At 62.3% G+C, this 21,714-nt stretch carries 21 protein-coding genes; 6 read left to right on the forward strand and 15 right to left on the reverse strand.

Annotated features, from left to right (window positions below):
* Positions 1 to 78: 78 nt before the first annotated feature.
* Positions 79 to 1,239 carry an acyl-CoA dehydrogenase family protein gene (locus KTJ78_RS12770; RefSeq protein ID WP_217136437.1) on the reverse strand — a complete coding sequence of 387 codons (1,161 nt, stop codon included), beginning with the start codon at positions 1,237 to 1,239 and terminating at the stop codon, positions 79 to 81.
* 30 nt (positions 1,240 to 1,269) lie between these two features.
* Positions 1,270 to 2,451: a CaiB/BaiF CoA transferase family protein gene (locus tag KTJ78_RS12775; RefSeq protein ID WP_217136439.1), complete on the reverse strand. Its 1,182-nt coding sequence runs from the start codon at positions 2,449 to 2,451 to the stop codon at positions 1,270 to 1,272.
* Positions 2,452 to 2,584: 133 nt separating this feature from the next.
* On the opposite strand from KTJ78_RS12775, the gene KTJ78_RS12780 reads away from it, so the two are divergent.
* Positions 2,585 to 4,030 carry a helix-turn-helix domain-containing protein gene (locus tag KTJ78_RS12780; protein ID WP_217136441.1) on the forward strand — a complete coding sequence of 482 codons (1,446 nt, stop codon included), beginning with the start codon at positions 2,585 to 2,587 and terminating at the stop codon, positions 4,028 to 4,030.
* 47 nt (positions 4,031 to 4,077) lie between these two features.
* Here the strand turns inward: KTJ78_RS12780 and KTJ78_RS12785 are convergent, their stop codons facing one another.
* The 4 genes from KTJ78_RS12785 to KTJ78_RS12800 all read right to left on the reverse strand — a co-directional run bounded on the left by KTJ78_RS12785 (position 4,078) and on the right by KTJ78_RS12800 (position 8,688).
* Positions 4,078 to 4,767, reverse strand: coding sequence for a DedA family protein (locus tag KTJ78_RS12785; protein WP_217136443.1), 690 nt, complete (start codon positions 4,765 to 4,767; stop codon positions 4,078 to 4,080).
* A 116-nt stretch (positions 4,768 to 4,883) separates the two neighbouring features.
* Positions 4,884 to 5,546 (reverse strand): hypothetical protein, encoded by a 663-nt coding sequence (locus KTJ78_RS12790; RefSeq protein WP_217136445.1) that lies wholly within the window; start codon positions 5,544 to 5,546, stop codon positions 4,884 to 4,886.
* A 27-nt stretch (positions 5,547 to 5,573) separates the two neighbouring features.
* Positions 5,574 to 6,086, reverse strand: coding sequence for an amino-acid N-acetyltransferase (locus KTJ78_RS12795; protein ID WP_217136447.1), 513 nt, complete (start codon positions 6,084 to 6,086; stop codon positions 5,574 to 5,576).
* Positions 6,087 to 6,162: 76 nt separating this feature from the next.
* Positions 6,163 to 8,688, reverse strand: coding sequence for an ATP-dependent Clp protease ATP-binding subunit (locus KTJ78_RS12800; protein WP_217136449.1), 2,526 nt, complete (start codon positions 8,686 to 8,688; stop codon positions 6,163 to 6,165).
* A gap of 747 nt (positions 8,689 to 9,435) precedes the next feature.
* On the opposite strand from KTJ78_RS12800, the gene KTJ78_RS12805 reads away from it, so the two are divergent.
* From KTJ78_RS12805 to KTJ78_RS12825, 5 genes are all read left to right on the forward strand, one after another.
* Positions 9,436 to 10,371 carry an endonuclease domain-containing protein gene (locus KTJ78_RS12805; protein WP_217136451.1) on the forward strand — a complete coding sequence of 312 codons (936 nt, stop codon included), beginning with the start codon at positions 9,436 to 9,438 and terminating at the stop codon, positions 10,369 to 10,371.
* A gap of 404 nt (positions 10,372 to 10,775) precedes the next feature.
* Complete coding sequence (locus tag KTJ78_RS12810; protein ID WP_217136453.1) at positions 10,776 to 11,519, forward strand: hypothetical protein; 744 nt, start codon at positions 10,776 to 10,778, stop codon at positions 11,517 to 11,519.
* Entirely contained in the window at positions 11,519 to 12,172 is a 654-nt protein-coding gene (locus KTJ78_RS12815) for a hypothetical protein (protein WP_217136455.1), read from the forward strand. Before KTJ78_RS12810 ends, KTJ78_RS12815 begins: the two co-directional genes overlap by 1 nt.
* Positions 12,172 to 12,816: a hypothetical protein gene (locus KTJ78_RS12820; RefSeq protein ID WP_217136457.1), complete on the forward strand. Its 645-nt coding sequence runs from the start codon at positions 12,172 to 12,174 to the stop codon at positions 12,814 to 12,816. The genes KTJ78_RS12815 and KTJ78_RS12820 overlap by 1 nt, the downstream gene beginning before the upstream one ends.
* A complete protein-coding gene (locus KTJ78_RS12825) occupies positions 12,816 to 13,043 on the forward strand; it encodes a helix-turn-helix domain-containing protein (protein ID WP_217136459.1) in 228 nt (75 codons plus the stop codon). Before KTJ78_RS12820 ends, KTJ78_RS12825 begins: the two co-directional genes overlap by 1 nt.
* A 56-nt stretch (positions 13,044 to 13,099) precedes the next feature.
* Here the strand turns inward: KTJ78_RS12825 and cls are convergent, their stop codons facing one another.
* The 9 genes from cls to folP all read right to left on the reverse strand — a co-directional run bounded on the left by cls (position 13,100) and on the right by folP (position 21,714).
* Positions 13,100 to 14,584 carry a cardiolipin synthase gene (gene cls, locus KTJ78_RS12830; protein ID WP_217136570.1) on the reverse strand — a complete coding sequence of 495 codons (1,485 nt, stop codon included), beginning with the start codon at positions 14,582 to 14,584 and terminating at the stop codon, positions 13,100 to 13,102.
* Positions 14,585 to 14,779: 195 nt separating this feature from the next.
* Positions 14,780 to 14,950 carry a hypothetical protein gene (locus KTJ78_RS12835; protein WP_217136460.1) on the reverse strand — a complete coding sequence of 57 codons (171 nt, stop codon included), beginning with the start codon at positions 14,948 to 14,950 and terminating at the stop codon, positions 14,780 to 14,782.
* Between the two features lie 55 nt (positions 14,951 to 15,005).
* Positions 15,006 to 16,550, reverse strand: coding sequence for a lysine--tRNA ligase (gene lysS / locus KTJ78_RS12840; RefSeq protein ID WP_369808096.1), 1,545 nt, complete (start codon positions 16,548 to 16,550; stop codon positions 15,006 to 15,008).
* A 61-nt stretch (positions 16,551 to 16,611) separates the two neighbouring features.
* Positions 16,612 to 17,310, reverse strand: coding sequence for a DUF2520 domain-containing protein (locus KTJ78_RS12845; protein WP_369808097.1), 699 nt, complete (start codon positions 17,308 to 17,310; stop codon positions 16,612 to 16,614).
* Entirely contained in the window at positions 17,307 to 18,926 is a 1,620-nt protein-coding gene (locus tag KTJ78_RS12850; protein ID WP_217136467.1) for a PH domain-containing protein, read from the reverse strand. Before KTJ78_RS12850 ends, KTJ78_RS12845 begins: the two co-directional genes overlap by 4 nt.
* Positions 18,923 to 19,426, reverse strand: coding sequence for a PH domain-containing protein (locus KTJ78_RS12855; RefSeq protein ID WP_369808098.1), 504 nt, complete (start codon positions 19,424 to 19,426; stop codon positions 18,923 to 18,925). Before KTJ78_RS12855 ends, KTJ78_RS12850 begins: the two co-directional genes overlap by 4 nt.
* 10 nt (positions 19,427 to 19,436) lie before the next feature.
* Positions 19,437 to 19,970: a DUF3180 domain-containing protein gene (locus KTJ78_RS12860; protein ID WP_217136471.1), complete on the reverse strand. Its 534-nt coding sequence runs from the start codon at positions 19,968 to 19,970 to the stop codon at positions 19,437 to 19,439.
* Positions 19,967 to 20,491, reverse strand: coding sequence for a 2-amino-4-hydroxy-6-hydroxymethyldihydropteridine diphosphokinase (gene folK, locus KTJ78_RS12865; RefSeq protein WP_254259697.1), 525 nt, complete (start codon positions 20,489 to 20,491; stop codon positions 19,967 to 19,969). The genes KTJ78_RS12860 and folK overlap by 4 nt, the downstream gene beginning before the upstream one ends.
* Entirely contained in the window at positions 20,488 to 21,714 is a 1,227-nt protein-coding gene (gene folP / locus KTJ78_RS12870) for a dihydropteroate synthase (RefSeq protein ID WP_217136473.1), read from the reverse strand. The genes folK and folP overlap by 4 nt, the downstream gene beginning before the upstream one ends.

Here is a 21,714-nt window from a genome sequence, read left to right on the forward strand (position 1 = left end):
CCCCCCCCCCCCCCCCCCCCCCCCCCCCCCCCCCCCCCCCCCCCCCCCCCCCCCCCCACCCCTTGTGGAGACTCGCTCCTAGAACGCAGCCATACCCGTGAGCTCACGCCCAATAACGAGCTGATGCACTTCATCGGTGCCCTCGTACGTGCGCACCGACTCGAGGTTTGCCATGTGACGCATCACCGGGAAATCAGTCGTAATACCGTCGCCACCAAGAATCGAACGGCAGGTACCGGCAATCTTGATTGCCTCGCGCACACTGTTCAGCTTGCCCACCGAGATTTGACCGTGCGTGAGCTTGCCTGCATCTTTCTGCCTACCGAGGTGCAACGCAAGCAGCATACCCTTCTCATACTCGACAAACATGTCGGCGAGCTTGGCCTGCGTGATCTGCTTGCTGCCGATCGGTTGCCCGAATACCTCGCGGGTTTGCGAGCGTTCGACAGCGACCTCAAGACATGCCCGAGCAGCCCCCATGGCACCCCATACAATCCCATAGCGAGCCTCATTGAGGCACTTAAATGGCGACGAAAGGCCTTTCGAACCAGGCAGGATGGCGTCGGCGGGAAGTCGCACGTTATCGAGCTCGATTTCACACTGCAACGAGGCGCGCATCGAAAGCTTGTTTTCGATCGGTGTCGCGGTGAAGCCCGGGGTCGAGGTTGGCACGATGAAGCCGCGCACGATGCCCTCTTCGTCCTTCGCCCAGATCACGCCCAGCTTCGCGATTGAGGCGAGGCCGATCCACCGCTTTTTCCCGTTCAGAACCCACTCGTTTCCTTCACGGCGTGCGGTCGTGAGCATCGTGTTCGGGTCTGATCCGCCCTGCGGCTCGGTAAGGCCGAAGAAACCGATCGCTTCGCCCGTGTGCATCTGAGGCAGCCACTCATTTTTTTGCTCTTCAGAACCGAATTTATGAATGGCGCCCATCGCGAGCGACCCCTGCACCGAAAGCGCGGTGCGAAAGCCCGAGTCAACGGCCTCAAATTCCATCGCGACAAGACCGTAGGCAACCGATGAGGCCCCTGGCAGCGTATAACCGTCCATGTACATACCGAAGGCGCCAAACGTACCAACCTCGGGCAGCAGTTCGACGGGGAGCCTGCGATCTTCGAAAGCCTGGTCGATCACCGGCTGAATCTTGGTCTGAGCAAACTCGCGCGCGCGCATCTGCCACTCGCGCTCTTCTTCGGTCACAAAGTCTGAAATATTAAACAGGGTGTCGATCGTATTCATCGATGATCTTTCTCGTTGAGTAGTGCGGGGTTAACGGTTGTTCGTGGCCGGCAGCCAGTCGGCTCCGGTGTGCTCACCGAGGTGCGGCGGAGCAAGCGTGTAGCTCGCCGGGGTGAGGCCCAGGTCGATAGGGTTTGCGACCGAGCGCACTTCACCCGTCTGGGCGACGGCGCCAAGCCCCAACTGCTCGGCGAGTTCAAACGCCTGACCGACGCTATTGACACGCCCCGCGGGAATCTTGCGGGCCATGCAGGCGTCGATCCAGTGCTGCGCCGGCTGCTCACTGAGCTTCTCGGTAATGATTTCGCCCAGGGCGGCACGGTTTGCGACGCGAAGCTCGTTCGAGACGAAACGCTCGTCGTCGGCAACCTGCGCAAGCTCCAGCACCTCACAGAGTGCTCGAAATTGTCCGTCGGTGCCCACCGCGAGCACGATCGTCTGATCGGCCGTCTCGAAGGTCTCGTACGGAGCGATCGAGGGGTGGGCATTTCCCATGCGCTGTGGCGATACTCCGGTCTCGAGCGTCGATGATGCCTGGTTGGCGAGCGACGAGAGCAGCGTTGACAGCAGGTTCACCTTGACGTGCTGCCCCCTGCCCCGCGTCGGTGAGTCGGCATCGTCGCGCGCACGAAGCGCCGCCTGAATGCCAATTACGGCGTTCTGCCCCGTGAGCACGTCGACGAGCGCAACGCCCACCTTTTGGGGCTCGCCTCCCTCGGCACCGGTGATGCTCATGAGCCCACCGACCGCTTGCACGAGCAGGTCGTAGCCCGGTAGATCTTTGCCTCCGCCGTCGCCAAACCCCGAGATCGAGCAATACACGACACCGGGGTTCGCCTCAGCAACCGTTTCGTAGCCGAGCCCGAAGCGCTCCATGGTGCCGGGCTTAAAGTTTTGAATGACCACGTCGGCGGTCGTAGCGTAGTGCATCGCCGTGGCACGCCCCTCGTCGGTCGAGAGGTCAATAACGACCGAACGCTTGCCACGGTTGACCCCCGCAAAGTAGGTGCTCTGCCCCAGCGCGTTGGCAGGTGGAACCCACGCCCGCGTTCCATCGCCCGCGGGGCTCTCAATCTTGATGACATCGGCACCAAGATCGGCGAGCATCATGGTCGCGTGCGGCCCGGCGAGCACCCTCGAGAAGTCTGCAACGCGAATTCCCCCGAGCGCCCCTCGGGGCGCTTCGGGTGCTGGGTCTTGCTGGCTTAGCATCGAGCATCGTTCCTTTCGGGCTTCGTCGCCCGCGGTACGCAGGCCTTCGAGAATCACTGTACGCCGCCACTGGTCGCGATCCGCCTATCAATAGTGCACAGCATTACACCAAAAACTGTGCAAAGATAGCACCATGGCCTCAGTCACCGACCTGCTCGAAGCCGCCGACCTCGGCCTCGAACTCGTGCAAGCCGCCTCGCTCACCTCACCGATCTCGTGGGTCGCACACGCCAGCCCTGGCGAAGCGCTCCGTTACGCCGACGCCGAAGCACTCATCGTCGTAACCGAAGCCGCACCCGAGACGGCCTGGCGAGACTTCGTCGCCTCACTCACGAGGGCGCGCACACCGGCGCTCGTGTGGATCTCTCCCGCAGCCACTCCCCACGCAAAGCCACCGACCGCGCTCACGCAAGCCGCGGGAGACTACCAGCTGACCCTCTTGCTTGCCCCCGCAGCATTAGCCCCCGCGGCGCTCGCGAGACAGGTCTCGCTGCTGCGTCAACGCGACGACCTTGGCCAGGCAAGAGAGGCGCTGCTCGCGCAGCGTCGCGTGTTGAACCTCGCGCACTCGGGTTCAAACCCAGCCGCAATCATTTCGGCTGTCGCGCAACTTACCGACAGACAGGTGGCACTCATTGACCGAGACGGGCGCAGCATCGCTGCAACCCAAGGCTTCGACGAGGGCGCCGAGCAGTCGCAACGGCTCTCGGTAGGCTCCGGGCGGGAACTCGTGGCCCCAGGCCCGCCGCTCGAACCCGAGGGCGCGGCAGCGTTCACCTCGGCCGCAATGGTGCTCAGCATTGACGACCGTACGCGTGCGCACAACTCCGTCATCGAAAGGGAGCGCTGGGGCCGCGTAACGAAGGCGATCGTAACGGGAGCCGCTGATCCCCAGCGGCTTGTACACTTGCTTGATCCCGACATCACCCTACCCGAGCGAGTGCACGTGCTCGTCGTACAGGGCCAGGCTGAAGCCATCTCTGCCTGGCGTTCACAGCACCGTGAAGGAAGCATGAGGCTCATCACGAGGTACCCCCTAAACGCACGAACACAGCCGGCGACACCGCAGGGCGTGGTGCTCGCCTGGCAAGTGGTGAGCCCGGAGCTCGCTGGCGAGGCCATCGAAAACATCACCATCGCTGGCCTCGACGTCGCGGTGGGGGTTGAGACCGAGCTTCAACACGCCGAGGTGAGCCGCCGTTCGGCCGAGGCCCTCGTACCGAGACTCTCGAGCGCCGAGCGTCTGTATCGCACCCCGCGCACCCCGCGTGTGTTCAGGGCAACCGAATCGAACGCGCTCCTCGAGCTACTGCTCGCGGCCCCTGAGAGCCCCTCGGCAAGCCACGCCGTGCTGGGTTCACTCTCGCTACACGACCCCAGTTGTGACCACGAAGCCAGGGAAACCCTGCGCGTCTTTCTCGAGCAGCATGGTCAGCGCGGTGTCGCTGCAGAGGTGCTTGGCATTCACCGCAACACGCTTCGAGCGAGGCTTGAACGCATCGAGTCGATGATAGGCGTCTCACTCGAGAGCGCAGACGACCGCGCTCAGTTGTGGCTCGCACTGCGCGTCGACGGTTGAAAGCCTGCGACAGCCCCGGTTCACGTCTCGCAGCGCTCACGCCCCGCTTATTCCTGCTCGGTCACCTTGCGGTTTCGGCGCCAGGCACTGAAGCCTTTGATGGCCTCAATCAAGATGGGAATGCCTGGCAGCAAGACGAGCGTGATGATAATGTACTCGCTGTAGTTGCGCACCCACTCAATGCTCCCGAGGAAGTAACCGAGCAGCGTCACACCGACCGCCCACAGGAGAGCGCCCACGCAGTTGTAGGCGATGAAACGGCGATAGGTCATATTGCCAATTCCGGCCGCCGCGGGAACGAACGCCCTGAACACCGGCAAGAAGCGCGCGATAATGATGGCCTTGGGGCCGTGCTTCTCAAAGAACTCGTGCGTGCGCTCGACATTTTCGGGGTTGAAGAGGCGGCTCTTCTCACGCTTGAAGATAGCGGGGCCAGCCTTTCGCCCGAGCATGAAACCAAGCTGATCACCGGCAAACGCCGCGACAAAGAGGAACAGGCACGTAATCCAGATGGGTACGTCGATAACGCCGGTTGCAGTGAAGAGCCCGACCGTGAAGAGCAGCGAGTCACCCGGCAAGAACGCGAGAACGATCACACCGGTTTCAAGAAAGACGAACGCGATCGCGAGAATGAGCGCGGCCCATCCACCAACCTCAAGAAGGGTCTCGGGGTCAAGCCAGTCGATACCGAGCAGGCCAAGAAACGGGGTGCTCACTGCTGCCGCTAAAGAAGTCATCGTCACGATCGTTTAGTCTAATCGAGCGTTCCGGGGAATTCGTCGGGCGTAAGCCTGCGAATAGCTGGGCTTCTCTCTGCTTGGCAGCGATCCGCTGCTTTCAACGCAAACCGGGGTCAGTACATGAGAAACTGGGCAGACTCGGGTGACTCGACGCCCGCGATTTCGGCCGTGAGGTGGTACGAAGCGCCGCCACCAGGAGCCACCGGGCGTTCAGAGTCGCAGGTCTCGGGAGTGCTTCGCGTTCTGTTCCAAGGCAATGCCTCTGTTTCGAGCGACTGGTCGGGTTCCATGCGCACGAGCGTCGTCTCGGGGTTCGTTTGGCAGTGGCGAGAATCCCAGTAGGTTTCGCCCCCGCTCGTCACCACGAAACCCATCGTCTTCGTACCGAGGTCGAGGTCGCACGGCACATCGTTGTGGTTTGTCACGCGCAGCGAAAACTGGGGTGATTCGCCCGAATCGTAGCTCGACTGGTCGGTAATTGCTTCGACCGCAACCTGTTTCATGTCGCAGCTCGCGGCATCCTTCGGCGATGTCTTATCGCCCTTGGGCTTCGCCTCAGCGCTTTGCTCACTGCCTTGCGAGTCGGCTTGCTCGGGCTTCTCGCCACCGCCGAACCAACCGGCAACCCCCTGCGGGCCCACCACGAGCATGACGATGATCACGATCACCGCGAGCAAACCCGCCACAACCGCAACACGTCGCCGGCGGTAGACCTTCGCCGGAAGGCGCGTTGGTGTGCCCGTCTCGGGGTCGCTGTGGTCGTAGGGCTCGCTCATGAACGACAGACTACCCGCGCAGGCTGATTAAATACGTTTGAGCATGCGTGTGTTGCCGAGGGTGTTCTGCTTCACGCGCGCAAGGTCGAGAAACTCGGCCACGCCATCGTCGGGCGAGCGCAGGAGTTCGGCATAGACATCGGCCTCGACGAGCGTGTCGTTTTCGTCGAGCGGTGTGAAACCGTGACGGGTGAAGAACTCGGTCTCGAAGGTCAGGCAAAAGAGCTTCGAGAGGCCCAGGTCGCGCGCTTTCACTTCGAGGCCACGCATGAGCGCGCTCCCGACGCCCTTGCCAAGCCACGAGTCGACCGACGCGATCGTGCGAATTTCGCCCAGGTGCTCCCACATCGGGTGCAACGCACCAAACCCGATGATCTCGCCCTCCTGGTCAGTGGCAACGAGAAACTCCTGCACCTGCTCATACAGCACGACGAGATCTTTACCGAGCAGAATTCGCCTGGCAACGAGGGGCTCCATCAGTTCGCTGATCTTGCGCACGTCAGTCGTGCGGGCTGGACGAATGATGATCTCGGTATTCATCACTCCAGTCTAACCCGGTCTTCATGCAACGAAAAACGCCCCCGGCCTTAAGACCAGGGGCGTTTTCAGTGTCGCGTTAGATAACGTCGGGCGTTGCTGCCGTCGAAGCGGTTGCCGCGGCGTTCGAGGCGCTCACAGCACCCGCGTCACGCTCGGCCCCGTGCTCAACGACGAAGGTGAGCTCGTTCTCAACGAAGTCGACCTTCACGGTGTCACCCGACACGAGCTCGGCATTCAAGATCATCTCTGAAAGCGGATCTTCGACGAGCTGCTGCACGGCGCGGCGCAGCGGCCTTGCGCCGAGCGATGGGTCGTAGCCCTTGTCGGCGAGGTGCTGGCGAGCAGCCTCTGAAACCTCGATGTCGATGCCGCGATCGAGCAGACGGTCGCGCAGGCTCTTGATGAAGAGGTGCACGATCTGCAGAATCTCTTCCTTCGACAGCTGCGGGAACACGATGGTGTCGTCGACACGGTTCAGGAACTCGGGCTTGAAGTGGTTCTTCAGTTCTTCCATCACCTTGCCCTTCATCATGTCGTAGGTTGCCGCCTCGTTGCCCTCGACCTGGAAGCCGACGGGGCCACCGGCGATACCCTTCGAACCGAGGTTCGTGGTCATAATGATGACGGTGTTCTTGAAGTCGACTACGCGGCCCTGACCGTCGGTGAGGCGACCCTCTTCAAGAATCTGCAACAGCGAGTTGAAGATATCGGGGTGAGCCTTCTCGATCTCGTCAAAGAGCACGACCGAGAATGGCTTGCGGCGCACGCGCTCGGTGAGCTGGCCGCCCTCTTCGAAGCCGACGAACCCGGGAGGGGCACCGAACAGGCGCGAAACGGTGTGCTTCTCGCCGTACTCTGACATGTCGAGCGAGATGAGCGCATCTTCGTCGTCAAACAGGAACTCAGTGAGTGCCTTCGCAAGCTCGGTCTTACCAACGCCCGTGGGCCCGGCGAAGATGAACGAGCCCGAGGGGCGCTTCGGATCTTTGAGTCCAGCACGCTGGCGGCGGATCGACTTCGACAGCGCCGAGATCGCCTCATTCTGGCCGATGACGCGCTGGTGCAGCGCTTCTTCCATGAAGCGAAGACGCGCGGTCTCCTCTTCGGTCAGCTTGAACACGGGAATGCCGGTCGCGTTTGCGAGCACCTCGGCGATGAGGCCCGAGTCGACGATGCCGCCGGTCTCGACCTCACCCTTGCGCCACTCTTTCTCACGGCGCAGGCGCTCGTTGATAAGCTTCTTCTCTTCGTCGCGCAGCTCGGCTGCCTTCTGGAAGTCCTGCGTTTCGATTGCCTTCTCTTTGTCGGCACGAACGACCGCGATGCGCTCGTCGAACTCGCGCAGCTCGGGCGGGCTCGACAGAATCGAGAGACGCAGGCGGGCGCCTGCCTCGTCGATCAGGTCGATAGCCTTGTCTGGCAAGAAGCGATCTTGCACGTACCGGTCAGCGAGCGTTACCGCCGCCTCGAGCGCGTCGTCAGCGATCGAAACCTTGTGGTGTGCCTCGTAACGGTCACGCAGGCCCTTGAGAATGTTGATCGAGTGCGGAATCGAGGGCTCGTTGACCTGAATCGGCTGGAAGCGTCGCTCAAGCGCGGCATCCTTCTCGAAGTGCTTGCGGAACTCGTCAAGCGTCGTCGCACCAATGGTCTGCAGCTCACCACGCGCGAGCATGGGCTTCAGGATGTTGGCTGCGTCAATCGCGCCCTCGGCTGCACCCGCACCGACGAGCGTGTGAATCTCGTCAATGAAGATGATGATGTCGCCGCGGTCACGAATTTCCTTCATAACCTTCTTGAGGCGCTCCTCGAAGTCACCGCGGTACCGTGAGCCGGCGATGAGCGAGCCGAGGTCAAGCACGTAGAGCTGCTTGTCTTTCAGCGTCTCGGGAACCTCGCCGCGCACGATGGCCTGCGCAAGGCCCTCAACGACGGCAGTCTTACCAACGCCGGGCTCACCGATCAGGATCGGGTTGTTCTTCGTGCGGCGCGAGAGAATCTGCATGACTCGCTCGACCTCTTTTTCGCGGCCGATGACCGGGTCGAGCTTGCCGTCTCGGGCTGCCTGGGTGAGGTTGCGCCCGAAGTTGTCGAGCACCTTCGAGCCCTTCTCCTGGGTGGGCGTCTCGGTCGCGCCGACCGAGACCGTCTCTTTGTTGCCCGCCTGGTAGCCCGAGAGCATCTGAATCACGGTCTGGCGGGTACGGTTGAGATCGGCGCCAAGCTTAATGAGCACCTGGGCAGCAACGCCCTCGCCCTCGCGCAGCAGGCCGAGCAGCATATGCTCGGTGCCAATGTAGTTGTGGCCGAGCTGCAGAGCCTCGCGCAGCGAGTACTCGAGCACCTTGCGGGCGCGCGGTGTGAACGGAATGTGGCCGGCCGGCGGCTGCTGCCCCTGGCCGATGATGTCAATGACCTGCTCGCGCACAGCGTCGAGCGAGATGCCGAGTTCACCGAGCGCCTTCGCGGCGACGCCATCGCCCTCCTGAATGAGTCCCAGAAGAATGTGCTCGGTGCCAATGTAGTTGTGGTTGAGCGACTTCGCTTCTTCTTGCGCGAGCACGACAACGCGGCGTGCGCGGTCGGTAAATCTCTCGAACATGTGTTTCTCCTCGTCGCGACGTGCAACGTACACGTCTCCCAATGCCACCAGCGTACGGGCTAGACCTGCTTCGTGGGCAAATGTTCGCCGTCGGCGTGATCGGGGCTTTCGGTGCTTGGCGCTTGGCGCTTGGCGCTTTCGACTTCGGGCTTGGGCAGGCTGGCCGCGCTGCTGCCACAACCGACGCTGAGCGCAGACGCCCTGTGGCGCAGGCCGCCTTGCGCTGTCGCGCCCGCTGTAATTCTGCCGCGGCCGCTAACACCCTCCAGCGCCCGCTGACCCTCTGCAGTGCGCAATGGCATGGTGTTGCAACCCGTGACGCTCTGTTGCGCCGCACGGCATGCCTTCAACGAGCCGTGGCACTCTTTTGCGCCTCGCGGCACCTCTGCTCACCTTTTCGCCGTTTACTTGACGAAAAGCAGGGTGTTTTCGAGCGCACACCCTGCTTTTCGTCAAACAAATCAGACTTTATGGGGCAGCACGTAGCTTTCGGCGAGCACAACCCATTCCCCGGCAATACATCGCTTCGAATAAGAGAAACCTTTCCAAAAGGGCGTCAGATATTACCGATACTCACTTCGCAAGAATGCGCAAAAGCAAGGATCTGTAAAAGGGTGAGCAATATCCTTTGCGATGCCCCCCACCCCAAAAACTTGCAAGACATTCACCGTTCACAGCACCATAAGTACCGCTGAGTTTGTTAATAAGCGAACCCACACCAACGGTTACGGCATCGTAGGAACCACGATGAACCGACGTGCTCCTTTCCCTCATTTCGACGCAGACGCGCTGCGAGTCTCTGAGGTGATCTCGCGAGGTGCAACGAAAGGCCGCGTTCAGAGTAAAGATATGCCGCGAGCTTCCCATGGCATTGTCGTGAATCCATCACTTATGCCGTTGCACTCACTCGAACTGCGCTGCCGAGCGCTGTTGCCAGTACTGAGGCCGGCAGATGCGTTTTCCCGCTTCACTGCTGCCGAACTCTACGGGCTTCCCCTGCCGCAAACACGAGAACGGAGCGCACGCAACCCGCCGCCCATCGATATCGTTACCGAGCTTCCAGCCCGTGCATTGCGTCGGGTGGGAGTCGCAGGCCACTCGGTCCGGCCTGAAACTATTGAGGTTTATCGAGTTGCGGGGCTTCCGGTAACCTCACCGGCCGATACGTGGTGCATGCTCGCGGGCAGGGTCAGTCATGAGCGACTCGTTGCTCTCGGCGATGCTCTGCTTACAGGGCAGCGTATGGACAGAGGCGGCGGCCAACGTTCCCCACCTCTGGCGACGCTCGCCGATCTCTATGGCGCTTCCGCACAGCATCAAAGATCGGTCGGCTCGGTTGCCCGAGCCGCGGCTCTTCCCTTACTTCGTTGGCCCGTCGATTCTCCGGCGGAAAGCGCACTGCGTCTACGTATTCGTGAAGCGGGGCTGCCGGAGCCTCAAGTCAACTGCACCATTGAGGTTGAAGGCCTCACCTTGCACGCAGATCTTGGCTACCCGACGTTCCGGGTAGCGATCGAATACGAGGGCCAGTATCACTTCAGCGGTGGCGAGGAGCAAGCGCGTTTCGACGTCGAGCGGCACGAGCTGATGATCGCAGCTGGCTGGAGGGTGTTGCGTGCGACCGCTCGTGACCTTCGAGCTCCACAGGGGTTTATTCGTAGGCTCACCACTGCCCTTCCGTAACTGACGGCAAGAACCGAGCCGCCCGAACTCGAGCAAGTCCAGTTCGCGCAAGTCGAACCCGAGCAAGTCGAACCCGCGCAAGTCCTTACCAGTACCCTGTCGCGCCTCTGTGCCTGCTATTTCAGACGCTGCTTGACGTAAAAGCAGGGTGTGCAGCCGAAAACACCCTGCCTTTCGTCAAGTAGATCTTCAAAACCCGAGCACAAAAACGTCAACGTGCTACCAGCCCCAGCAAGCACGTCGGCAACAAGCAACAAGCAACAAGCAACAAGCAACAAGCAACAAGCAACAATAAGCCCACCAATAAACGAAGGAGGCGCGACAACATTCGGGGTTGACAGGACGGCCAGCGATCCGCCAACATATCGATTAACGTTATTATCGAATATCGATATGGAGATAACATGCGGCAGCACAGACAGGACGCCGAAACGAAGGCGACGGTCGCGGCAGAAGTAACCCACCATCTCGGCGCGGCCGACCGGGTCTCGCTGTGGGCGTTTCTCGGGCTTGGCGTGCTCGGGGCGGCTGCGGGGGTTGCTGTGAGCGTCGCCCGCATCGTCGAGATTGTCGGCACGGGTGAGGTAGCGGTGAAAACCGAGGTGCTCGGGGCCAGCCCGCAAACGCTCAGCTCCGGGGTCACCGCCACGGTCGAAAGCATCTCACTCACCGTCAGCGACCTGCCCGCATCGGCCTTGGCACCCGCGATCGCAGGACCGGCACTCTTGATCGTCGGCATCATCGGCATCGCGGTGGGCCTCGGCTTCGTCGCACGAAATGTGCTGCGCGGCAGCGTGTTCAGCCGAGGTACCGCTGTGGCAATCGGCGCGACGTGGATCATTGCCCTCATGACCTTTATCGCACAACCCATGCTCACCTTCATGACGGCGGTCGAAACCGTCGCGGGAACCGTCGCGGGAACCGGCACGGGAATCGGCACGGGAATCGGAGCGGGAATCGGTACGGGAGTCGGGTCAGGAGCCGGAGGTTTCGACAGCGGGCACGGATGGGCAGGGCTCAGCGAACTCACGCAGGCAGTCTCATTCTCGGTTCTGCCGTGGATCTTCTTTGCCATCGTGGGTGCCATTACCGCTCACGCATTCGCCGTCGGCGCAAAGCTTCACCGAGAAACCGAAGGACTCATCTAATGTCACACAATACGAAGTCAGAGTTCCAACAGCAGCGTAGGCTCCGGCCCGATGTTTTCACGATTCTCGTCATGGGCGTACTCGCCGCTGTGAGCGTCATCACTATCACCGTCACAACATTTCGCAGCTTCTTCACACCGGACGGGATCATGTGGCGACTGCCCGTCAACGACGCCGCAGTAACCGCGGAGGGCCTCACCGCTTTCGGTTCCGAAGGAGCGATCTCAACCGAACCGGTCTCGGGAACGCTCACGACGATCAACGTACTCGTCACGCAGCTGAATCCGCTCTCGACCATTGCGCTCGGTGCCACAATCATCGTCGCGTGCCTGACGGGTCTGTGCGGCATCGTCTGCACGGGCGGTATCGCCTGGACATTCCTGCGCGGATCCTTCTTCTCTCGGGCGACAAGCAGGCTCGTGCGAACCCTCACCCTCGGGCTCGCAATCGGGGCGGCTACCGCCTACGCCTGCTGGCACCTCGCCGCAAACGGCGTCGAAGCAGCCCTCGACGTTCGCTCACAAACCCCTGCCGGCGCCATATGGTGGGCATGGTACGCAATTATTCTCTTTATCGTGTGTTCGCTCGGCCTGCTCGATATCGCGCTCGCCAGGGCCCTGCGCATGCAAGAAGAAGTCGAAGGACTCGTCTAATGATCATCCAGAAATCACTCGCGACCGTACTCATCACCGCGGCAAGCATTGTAGGGTTCATCGCCCTGCTCTACGCACTGCTCGTCACCTCTTGGAGCGTCACAAGCCCGGTCGACGGATCATTCTCATTCACAGCCGCCATTGCCATGCCCGAAACGAACGAGGTTGCCGGACTCAGTGGTATCGGGGGCAGTCGCGTCTCCCACGACGATGCGCTCGTCGAGGGGTTCGAGCCCCTCATTCTGCCCCGCGTGCTGACCGGTGTCGCAACCGCGATTCCCTTTGCGACCGTCATCGCCGGGTGCCTAGGAGTCATCGCCCTCACGCGTCGCCTCGTCGGCCAGCGCCCCTTTGCTCGCACAGGGCAGGTGTTTCTCGCGGTCATTTCTGGTCTCAGCCTCGTGGGCTCAGTCGTCATTCCGTGGTTCACCGCGCTCGCCTCAGAGGTCGCGCTCACAGAGCTCGGCCTGCCGAGCAGCGGCGAGGCCCCTTCAGCGGCCGGGTCGTGGCTGGTGGCAGGCCATTATTCCCCTTTGCAAGACACCGACTGGCCGATGCTCGCGCTCGGCGTGGTACTCGGGCTCGTCGCGATGCTTTGGGCCCGGGGTGTGCGGTTACAGCGCGACAGTGAGGGGCTCATCTAGTGCCACCCGAAGAGACTCACGCGATTCGCTGCCACCTCGATGAGCTGCTTGAGGCACGAGGGATGACACTCACCGAGCTCAGCGAACTCGTCGGGGTGAGCGTTGTGAATCTTTCGGTGCTCAAAAACGATCGGGCCAAGGCGATTCGTTTTACGACACTCACGGCCATCTGCCGGGCCTTGAACTGCGACGTTGGCGATCTGCTGAGCCAAGCTCCGCAGGCATAGCCTCGCGCCGGCACGAGTACGCAATCGGCGAGCCGCGACCCGCGATCCGCAACGGGCTACTGTAGCGCCGACGTGAGGCGAGCCAGGTTGTCGAAGAGCTGCGAACGCAGGGGCTGCTGCGACCACTCCTCGGCGAGCAGTTCGCGCGAGTTCTCACGGTAGTAGTCATTAACCTCGTCGAGGTCGCTCACGAACTCGGTGCCGTGCACGATCATCGAGACCTCCATGTTGAGGCCGAACGAGCGCTGATCCATGTTCGAAGAGCCCACGACGGCGACCTCGGTGTCGATCGTGAAGTGTTTCGCGTGCAGAATGAACGGCGGCTTGTACATGAAGATTCGCACGCCAGCACGCAGCAGCTCCTCGTAGTACGAGCGCTGAGCGTGATACACGAGCGGCTGGTCGCCGATCTCTGACACGAACAGCTCAACCTCGACGCCACGCGCGGTCGCGGCCCGAAGCGCGTTCATGATCGATCCGTCAGGCACGAAGTACGGGCTCGTGATGCTGATACGGTGCTGGGCCGTGTAGAGCAGCGCAACGAAGACCTGCAGGTTATTTTCGTTCGCGTAGCCGGGGCCACTCGGCAAGATCTGGCAGTCGAGATCACCCGGTTGCTTTGTCTCGTCGTCAACGAAGGTTTCAAACGGCGAAAGATGCTCGAGAAACTCGCCGGTCTCGATGTACCAATCGCCCTGGAAGACCGCTTCGAGGCCGAGCACGACGGGGCCCTCGAGCCGAACCATAAGATCGCGCCAGAGGAGCCCACGGCGCAGGTTCTTTTTGAGGTTGTACGAGGCATCGATGATGTTGAGCGAGCCCATAAACCCGACCTTGCCGTCGATGATCGCGAGCTTGCGGTGGTTGCGCAGGTCAGGGCGCTGGTACTCTCCGCGCCACGGGCGAACCGGAAGCATGTACGACCACTGCGCGTTCATGTCGTCGAGCTCTTCGCGAGTCTCTTTGCCGTACATGTTGCGCACCGACGCGATGTGGTCGAGCAGCACACGCACCTCTACCCCGCGCTCGATTGCGCGACGCATCGCGTCGAAGAGCACCCGAGTGGTGTCATCGAGGGCGAGAATGTAAAACTCAATGTGCACAAAGGTCTCGGCCTCGTCGATCGCCTTCGCGATGTCGAGCAGCGACTGCTCATAGTTGATGCTCATCGATGCCGCGTTGCCCGAGAGCATCGGCTGGGCCCCGAGCCTCGTACCAAGCTTGACCGCCGGCACGAGTGCGGCGGGAAGGTCATCGTGATTCGAGACGAGCTTGTTGTTCTCGCGTTCGGCGATGCCGGTCACGAGGCCATTAATCGTCTCCTGTTTCTCGGTGCGGTGCTTCGGCAGGCGGTTGCTACCGATCACGAGAAAGAGCAGGAAGCCGGGGATCGGCAGCCAGAAGATCGCCATGAGCCAGGCCATGCCCGAGGTTGGTCTGCGGTTGCGCGGCACAACGAAGAGCGCGGTGATGCGAAGCAGGTTGTCGACCACCGTAAGTGTGATGGTCCAGGCAAGCGCGAATGAGCTCAGCCCCTGCATATCAAAAGGTATCACCGTGTAGCGTCTCCTCGCCCAGTTCGTGGGCAACCGACGCCCCTATGTCCATGCACCATAGTAACCTAGGCCGCGACGCCGTGAGCGCCCAATTTCGCTCGTAAACGCGCAAACGCCGCCGCAACCAGCGTCCCGCGGTGAGGCGGTGCTTGGCTGCGACGGCGTTGAGACGGTGAAGCGCTACTGTTTCGGCGGCAAGCCGGCCTTCGCGCGCTCTTCGTTCTCAATGTCTTGAAACACGCGGCGTTCGCTCCGGTCGGCACGCAAGATCAGACGCAAGACCCATGCGAAGAAGAGACCAATGAGCAGGGTCGGCGTGATCGCCCACACTCCATCTAAAAAGACATCCATAGTGGTGACTGTACCTGGCTTTCCTGAAAAGAACGGTGGCGATTGCCTTGCGGCGCTACTTCACGAGCGGGAACAGAATCGTTTCGCGAATGCCGAGGCCCGTGAGTGACATGAGTAGTCGGTCCATGCCCATTCCCATGCCGCCAGCGGGTGGCATGCCGTGCTCGAGTGCGCGCAAGAACTCTTCGTCGATCGGGTGTGCTTCGTCGTCGCCCTGGGCCGCGAGAGCAGCCTGCTCGACGAAGCGCTCCCGCTGAATCACGGGGTCGGCGAGCTCTGAGTAGCCGGTCGCGAGTTCAAAGCCGTTGATGTATAGATCCCACTTCTCGACGACGCCCTCGATGTCGCGGTGCTGGCGCACGAGCGGGCTCGTCTCGACGGGAAAGTCCATGACGAAGGTCGGGCGCGTGAGCCCGCCCTTAACGAAGTGCTCCCAGAGCTCTTCGACGAGCTTGCCGTGGTTGGCGTGGGGCACCTGAACGCCCTCGGTGTCGGCGATCTGCTGCAGTTCGTCAACGGGGGTCGCGGGGGTGATCTCGCGGCCGAGCGCCTCTGAGAGCGTGCCGTACATCGAGATGCGATCCCAGTTACCGCCAAGATCGAAGAGCGTTCCGTCAGCCCACAGCACCTCGTGCGAACCCTCGCGCTCGGTTCCCTCGTTCACCGCGAGCGCAGCGTTCTGAATCAGCGTTTGCGTGAGGTCTGCGATCGAGTTGTAGTCGCCGTACGCCTCGTACGACTCGAGCATCGCGAACTCTGGGCTGTGGGTCGAGTCTGAGCCCTCGTTCCTAAAGTTTCGGTTGATCTCGAACACGCGCTCGATGCCGCCGACGAGGGCACGCTTGAGGTACAGCTCGGGAGCAATGCGCAGGAAGAGTTCGGTGTCGAACGCGTTCGAATGAGTCACGAACGGGCGTGCAGCGGCGCCGCCGTGCATGACCTGCAGCATCGGGGTTTCGACCTCGAGAAAGTCGCGCTCGGCGAACGTTTTACGCAGGCTCGCCATGGTGCGTGCACGCGTCACGACATTCACGCGGGCCTGCTCGCGAACGATGAGGTCGAGGTAGCGCTGGCGCACCCGCGTCTCTTCGTTCAGTTCTTTGTATACGTTGGGAAGGGGCGCGATCGCCTTCGAAGCGATCTGCCACTCGGTCACCATGATTGAGAGCTCGCCACGACGACTCGAGATGACCTCGCCCTGGACGAAGAGGTGGTCGCCCAGATCAACGAGCTCTTTGAAGCTTGCGAGTGACTCTTCGCCCACCTCAGCGAGGCTCACCATCGCCTGGATGCGGGTGCCGTCACCCGACTGCAGCGCGGCAAAGCAGAGTTTGCCAGTGTTGCGCTGAAACACAACACGGCCAGCAACGCCGACGGTCACGCCAGAGCGCGAATCGGCCTCTTCCTCGAGCTTGCCGAACTCAGCGCGCACCGCAGGAATCGTGTGCGTGATGGGCAATGCAACGGGGTATGCCCCGCCGCCAAGGCCGCCCTGGGCGTTGAGTTTGTCACGCTTAGCCATACGTACGGCTTTCTGTTCGAACACTTCCTGTTCGAACTCGCTCGCATTCAGTTCTTCTGGCTGAGTCGTGTCAGTCACTGGCATCCTTTGAGGTCGGGCGTAACGCCTTGGGTATCAGACCTGACCAGTCTAGCTGTTCTTACAGCCCCTCATCGCGTGGGGCTTCAAGCAAGACTTCGTCGAGCGCCGCGCGCGCGATGCTCGCGACGGTTCGCGACGACATCTCGATCCCGAGGTCGGTGAGCGTCGCAACGGTTTGCCTCGCAAGCGAGGCGGTGAGCTCGCCGAGTGCCGTGGTCGCGTCGGCGTACTCTGCACGGGCCTCTTCGGCCACGACCACGGGCTCGGCACCGATCTCAACGGCGAGTGCCTGCGCGATGGGCAGAACCGGCGCGGGGGCCGTGACCGCGACGGTGGCCTCGTGCAGCCTGGCCAGGTCGAGGCTCGTGCCGCTGAACACCATCGCGGGGTGAAACGCGAGCGGGATCACTCCGCTCTGCATCGCTGGCGCAAACACCCCGTACCCGAACGCTGCCGCGGTGTGCATGACGAGTTGCCCCGGCTGCCACGCCCCGGTTTCGGTGAGCCCGTGCACGAGCGCTTCGAGTTCACCCGCGGGTATCGCGAAGATCACGAGCTGCGAGTCACGCACGATTTCATCGGGGGTGCGGATCGGAACGCCCGGCAAGAGTGCCTCTGCACGCTCGCGATTTTCGTCGCTCACCGCGCTGATCGCAAGAATCTCGTGCCCGGCGCCCGCGAGTGCACGGCCGAGCACGGGACCCACAGGCCCCGCGCCGATGATGCCTATGCCGAGGCGCCCGGCAGCGCCCGTCACTGTTCGGGCTCCTCCACGGCCGCGTGCCTGGGCGCGCGCCTCGGGGCCTCGTCGCCGCGCTGAACCCTCACTGCGGTGTTCGCGAGATAGTTCCACCATTGCTGAGCATCACTGCGGGCGAGTCCTCGCACCTGGGCGCTCACGGGCCCCATGACGGTGTGCAGCACAATGGTCGCGAGGCCGAGCCAAGTATGCACCATCGGCCGGTGCAGCATGATCGACTGCGCGCGTGCGATCGGCAACATGACGAGATGCCTCGTGAAGGCACCCCGACGAATGCGCACGGTGGCGTTCAACGTGTCACCGTGGGCAATCGAGATGCCGGCCCGGCGACGCCCAAAGAGTAGGAGCAAGGCAGAGCGCGGACCGGCCTTCGTGAAGCCGGTTCCGGGCCCGTCGAGCGCGTCAAGCACCCAGTGCTGTTCGCCAGGATCGCTCAGGTGCGGCGAGATGAGCGTGGCAATCGCGAGAACGTCTTCGCGTTTGCCCACCGGCAAGACGACGTTTTCGAGCACTCCCTGGTTGCTATTGCCCGCGCTCGCGGCGGTACTGCCAGCGGTCGTGAGGCGAATGCGCCACCATCCGAAGGGGCGCCACCAGAGCGGCTGAGAGATGTCGATCGCGTGAATACGGTGCCTGGGAATCGTGTCGGTCGAGGTCGAGGTGAGACCCGATCCCGTGCGAATACCGTTGCCCGACTGCGAGATCGTGAAGTTGAAGCCCTTATTGAAGCGGCTAATCAAGATGCCAGCGAAGGCGATCACGATGGGAATCAGTGCAGTGAGCACGTACCAGCTGAGCGATGCCGCGAGGAACGGTAGCAGGATCACGGCGAGGTATAGGAATATCGCCTCGTGGCTGAGCACGATCGAGCCGACAAGGCGGCCGGCTGGCACCTGTACGAGTGAGACCGCGTTCTCATCGTCGTAATCAATGTCGTCGTCGACGAACTCTTGCGCGCGGCGGTCAAGCTCCTCGGCGAGGGCACTGCCCGAGGATTCCTTCGCGGCTTCTGTTCCGGGCGCTGGCTTGCCCGCTGAAACGGCGGCCGCCGTGCGCAGGATCTGCTGCCGCACGTCTTTGGCGACCCCGTGCGACAGGAATGCGAGGGCAACCTCGCCGTCTGATCCGCCGGTCTGCACCTGAATTTTGGTGAGGCCGAAGAGCCTCGCGATGAGCGGACGCTGCAGGTTCACCGACTGAATACGGTCGAGCGGAGCCCTGCGGTGCTTGCGAAAGAGAATGCCCTTACGCATCTCGACCGCGCTGCTGTTGATCTGGTACGAGTGGAAGAACCAGCTGAGCCAGGCGAAGCCGAGCACGATGATGATGAGGCCGAGCACGCTGAGCGCTACGACGAGAATGATGTTGCTCTCAAACCAGCTTGGCTCGCCCCATTCACCATCTGACGTGTATTCGTTACTCCACGTGCTGCCGACGAAACGGTTGATGAATGCGTCGCGCATATTGGCGATGATGACGCCGATAACGATGAGAAGCACGAGGCCGCCATCGATGATCGGTGTGAGCGGGTGCAGTCTTTGCCAGGTGTCTGGCTCGACCGCAACCTGGGCGGCTGCCGGTTCGGGAGCCTCAGAGTGAGCGTCGTGGGTCACAGGCCTGACCGCCTCGTCTCAGCGAGTGCCACGAGCTGGTCGCGCAGCCGCTCGGCGTCTTTCGTTTTCAAGCCGGGAAGCTGCACACCGGTTGCGGGCGCTGCCGTCACAAACTTGAGCGAGGCGAGCCCGAGCATGCGCAGGAGTGGGCCGCGGGTGACGTCAACGAGCTGAAGGCGGCCGTAGGGCACCGCAATGATGCGCTCGAACATAATGCCGCGGCGGAAGATGAGGTCGTCTTCGCGCAGCATGTAGCCGATGGCCTTCACGCGGCGAAACGCGAGCGCCGACGAGATGAGCACGATAATCGTGACCGCGGCAACCGCGAGGGTGTACCAGATGAGCCATTCATCGGCTGCGACCGCGAACACAAACACGAGAACGCCGATGACGATGCCCCCGGTGATGAGGTTGACGAGCAGATCTGCTACGGCGTACTTCGGCGAAACGCGTTGCCACTCACGGGCGTCTGACTGAAATTGAGGTTCAAGAGTTTGCACGTGGCTTAGTTTAGTCTTTTGGCCGTTCGTATGCTTGCGCAGTTCCGTGTTCTGGGCCTTCCGTGCGCTCATCTGACGCGCTCTTCTCGGCCCCGTCATCAGGCGGTATTCGGCAGACCCGTTCGGCGAACACCCCCGCGATGAGCAGCACCAGAGCGGTGAGGGTTGTGAGCCCCATGGGCAGCCACACCCCGGCAGCGAGCTGCGTCACTCGGCCCGCAATCATCACGAAGAGGCCGAGCCCAAAGCCCGCGAAGAGCGCTCCCGTAAACTGCGATGCCCATGCGGCAGCCAGCAGCCGCACTGCGTGAAAGGGGTTCACCGTGGTCGTGCGCGTGTCGACAATCGCGCGCTTGAGCCGAAAAGCGAGCACGATGAGCAAGACCGCGATAACGAGGAGTGAAGCGGGCAACGAAAGGGGCGGCGCAAAAGGCGCAACCCCTACGCCCGAGCGATACGTTTGCAGGAGCAGGCCGATACCTGCGCCCACGATGCCAAAGACCACGAGGGTAAGGGGGTTCAGCTTGCGCGCCTCGGGGTTCATGCCGAAGCCCCTTCGTAGGGATTCGTGGTGTCTCCTGCTGCTTCAAGGAGGTCTCTCACGCGCCCGTGCCCCATGAGCACAGCGTGGGGGTCAAGGTCATTCCACGGCGAGAGCACAAAGTCGCGCTCGTGTGCACGCGGGTGCGGAACCCGGAGCCGTTCATCAGCGATGGCCTTGCCGCCGAAGACGATGATGTCAATGTCGAGGGTTCGATCACCCCAGATGACTTCCCGGGTGCGACCGTGGTGCTGCTCGACGCTCTGCACGAGATCGAGCAGTTCGTGCGCGCCAAGGGTCGTCGTAAGGGTCGCAACGCCGTTCAAATACTTGGGCGCCTCGGGATCGGGGCCTTCAATTCTGTACGCGATCGTCTCGCGCAGCGGAGAGGCTTTGAACTCGCTCACGCCTGCCGCGTTCTCGATCATCATTTGAGCTTCGCGGATCGTCGCTTCACGGTCGCCGAGATTCGCGCCGAACGCAAGCAATACCGTGGTCAGCTGTTTCATGGGGGTGGCGCTCATCGTGCACGCTCCCTCGTGACCGTAATGGAAACGTCGTGGAAGGGCACCGTGATGGGTGCCTCTGGTTTGTGCACCGTAACGGTGGTGCGCCGCACCCCGGCGAACGAGAGGGCGACTCCCGCGAGACGTTCTGCAACGGTCTCGATGAGGTCGACCGGGTCACGCTCGACCGAGGCAACGATTGCCTCGGCGAGTTCACCATAGTGCACTGTGCGGCTGAGGTCGTCGGCGGTGTCTGCGAGATCAACCTCGACCTCGGCGTCAATAACGAACTTCTGGCCGTTTGCCCGCTCAAAGTCGAATACCCCGTGGTGCGCGAAAGCTTCGAGCCCCGTGAGTCGAATCGTGCTAAGCGCACTTCTCGTGACGGGTGTCGGGTCTGCGCGAGGCACGTCATGAGTCGGTGAGGTGCCTGCACTCCCCCAGGCCTCGGTCACCGCGAGCGCCTGGACTGTCGCTGCGACGTCGTGCACCCTAACGCCCCAGGCTCCGGCCCTGGCGCTCAAAGCGCTCACGACGCTCGTGGCGAGGTCGCGTTCGGTGGCGGGTTTATCGGCACCTGCGATCTCAGCGAGCATTCGCTTGCGCGATGCTCCGATGAGCACCGGGTAGCCGAGGGCCGTGATCTCGTCGAGCCGGCGCAAGATCTCCCAGCACTGTTCTGCCGTCTTATCGAAACCGAGGCCGGGATCAAGCACGATGTTCTCGCGCGCGACACCCGCCTCGAGGGCCCGCTGTGCGTTTGCGTTCAGCGTCGCAGCAACCTCGGCTACAACATCGTCGTAATTCGAGCGGTCATGCTCTGGGTCAGGAATACCCCGCCAGTGCCCGATGATGTAGTGAACCCCGTCGATGTTAGCCGAGAGCCTCGCGATCGTGTCGACCATGGCCGGGTCGTACTCGCCGCCAGAGACATCGTTAACGTAGCGTGCGCCAGCGAGCACGGCGGCTTCGGCAGTACTCGCGCGCAAGGTGTCGACCGAGAGGCAGATACCCTCGCGGGCGAGGTCGCGAACGACCGGAAGCACCCGACGCTGCTCTTCAGCGGCACCGATCATCGTTGCCCCCGGCCGCGTCGACTCACCGCCAACATCGACGATCGAAGCGCCAAGTGACGCGAGCTCGATGCCGCGCTTCACGGCGGCCTCGTGCTCGGCAAACCGGTTCGCATCGCTAAACGAGTCTGGCGTAACGTTGAGCACGCCGAGCACCTTGGTCGCCAT

Origin of the sequence: Leucobacter chinensis (assembly GCF_019049105.1) — a bacterium.
In the GTDB taxonomy this organism is placed as follows: Bacteria; Actinomycetota; Actinomycetes; order Actinomycetales; family Microbacteriaceae; genus Leucobacter_A; species Leucobacter_A chinensis.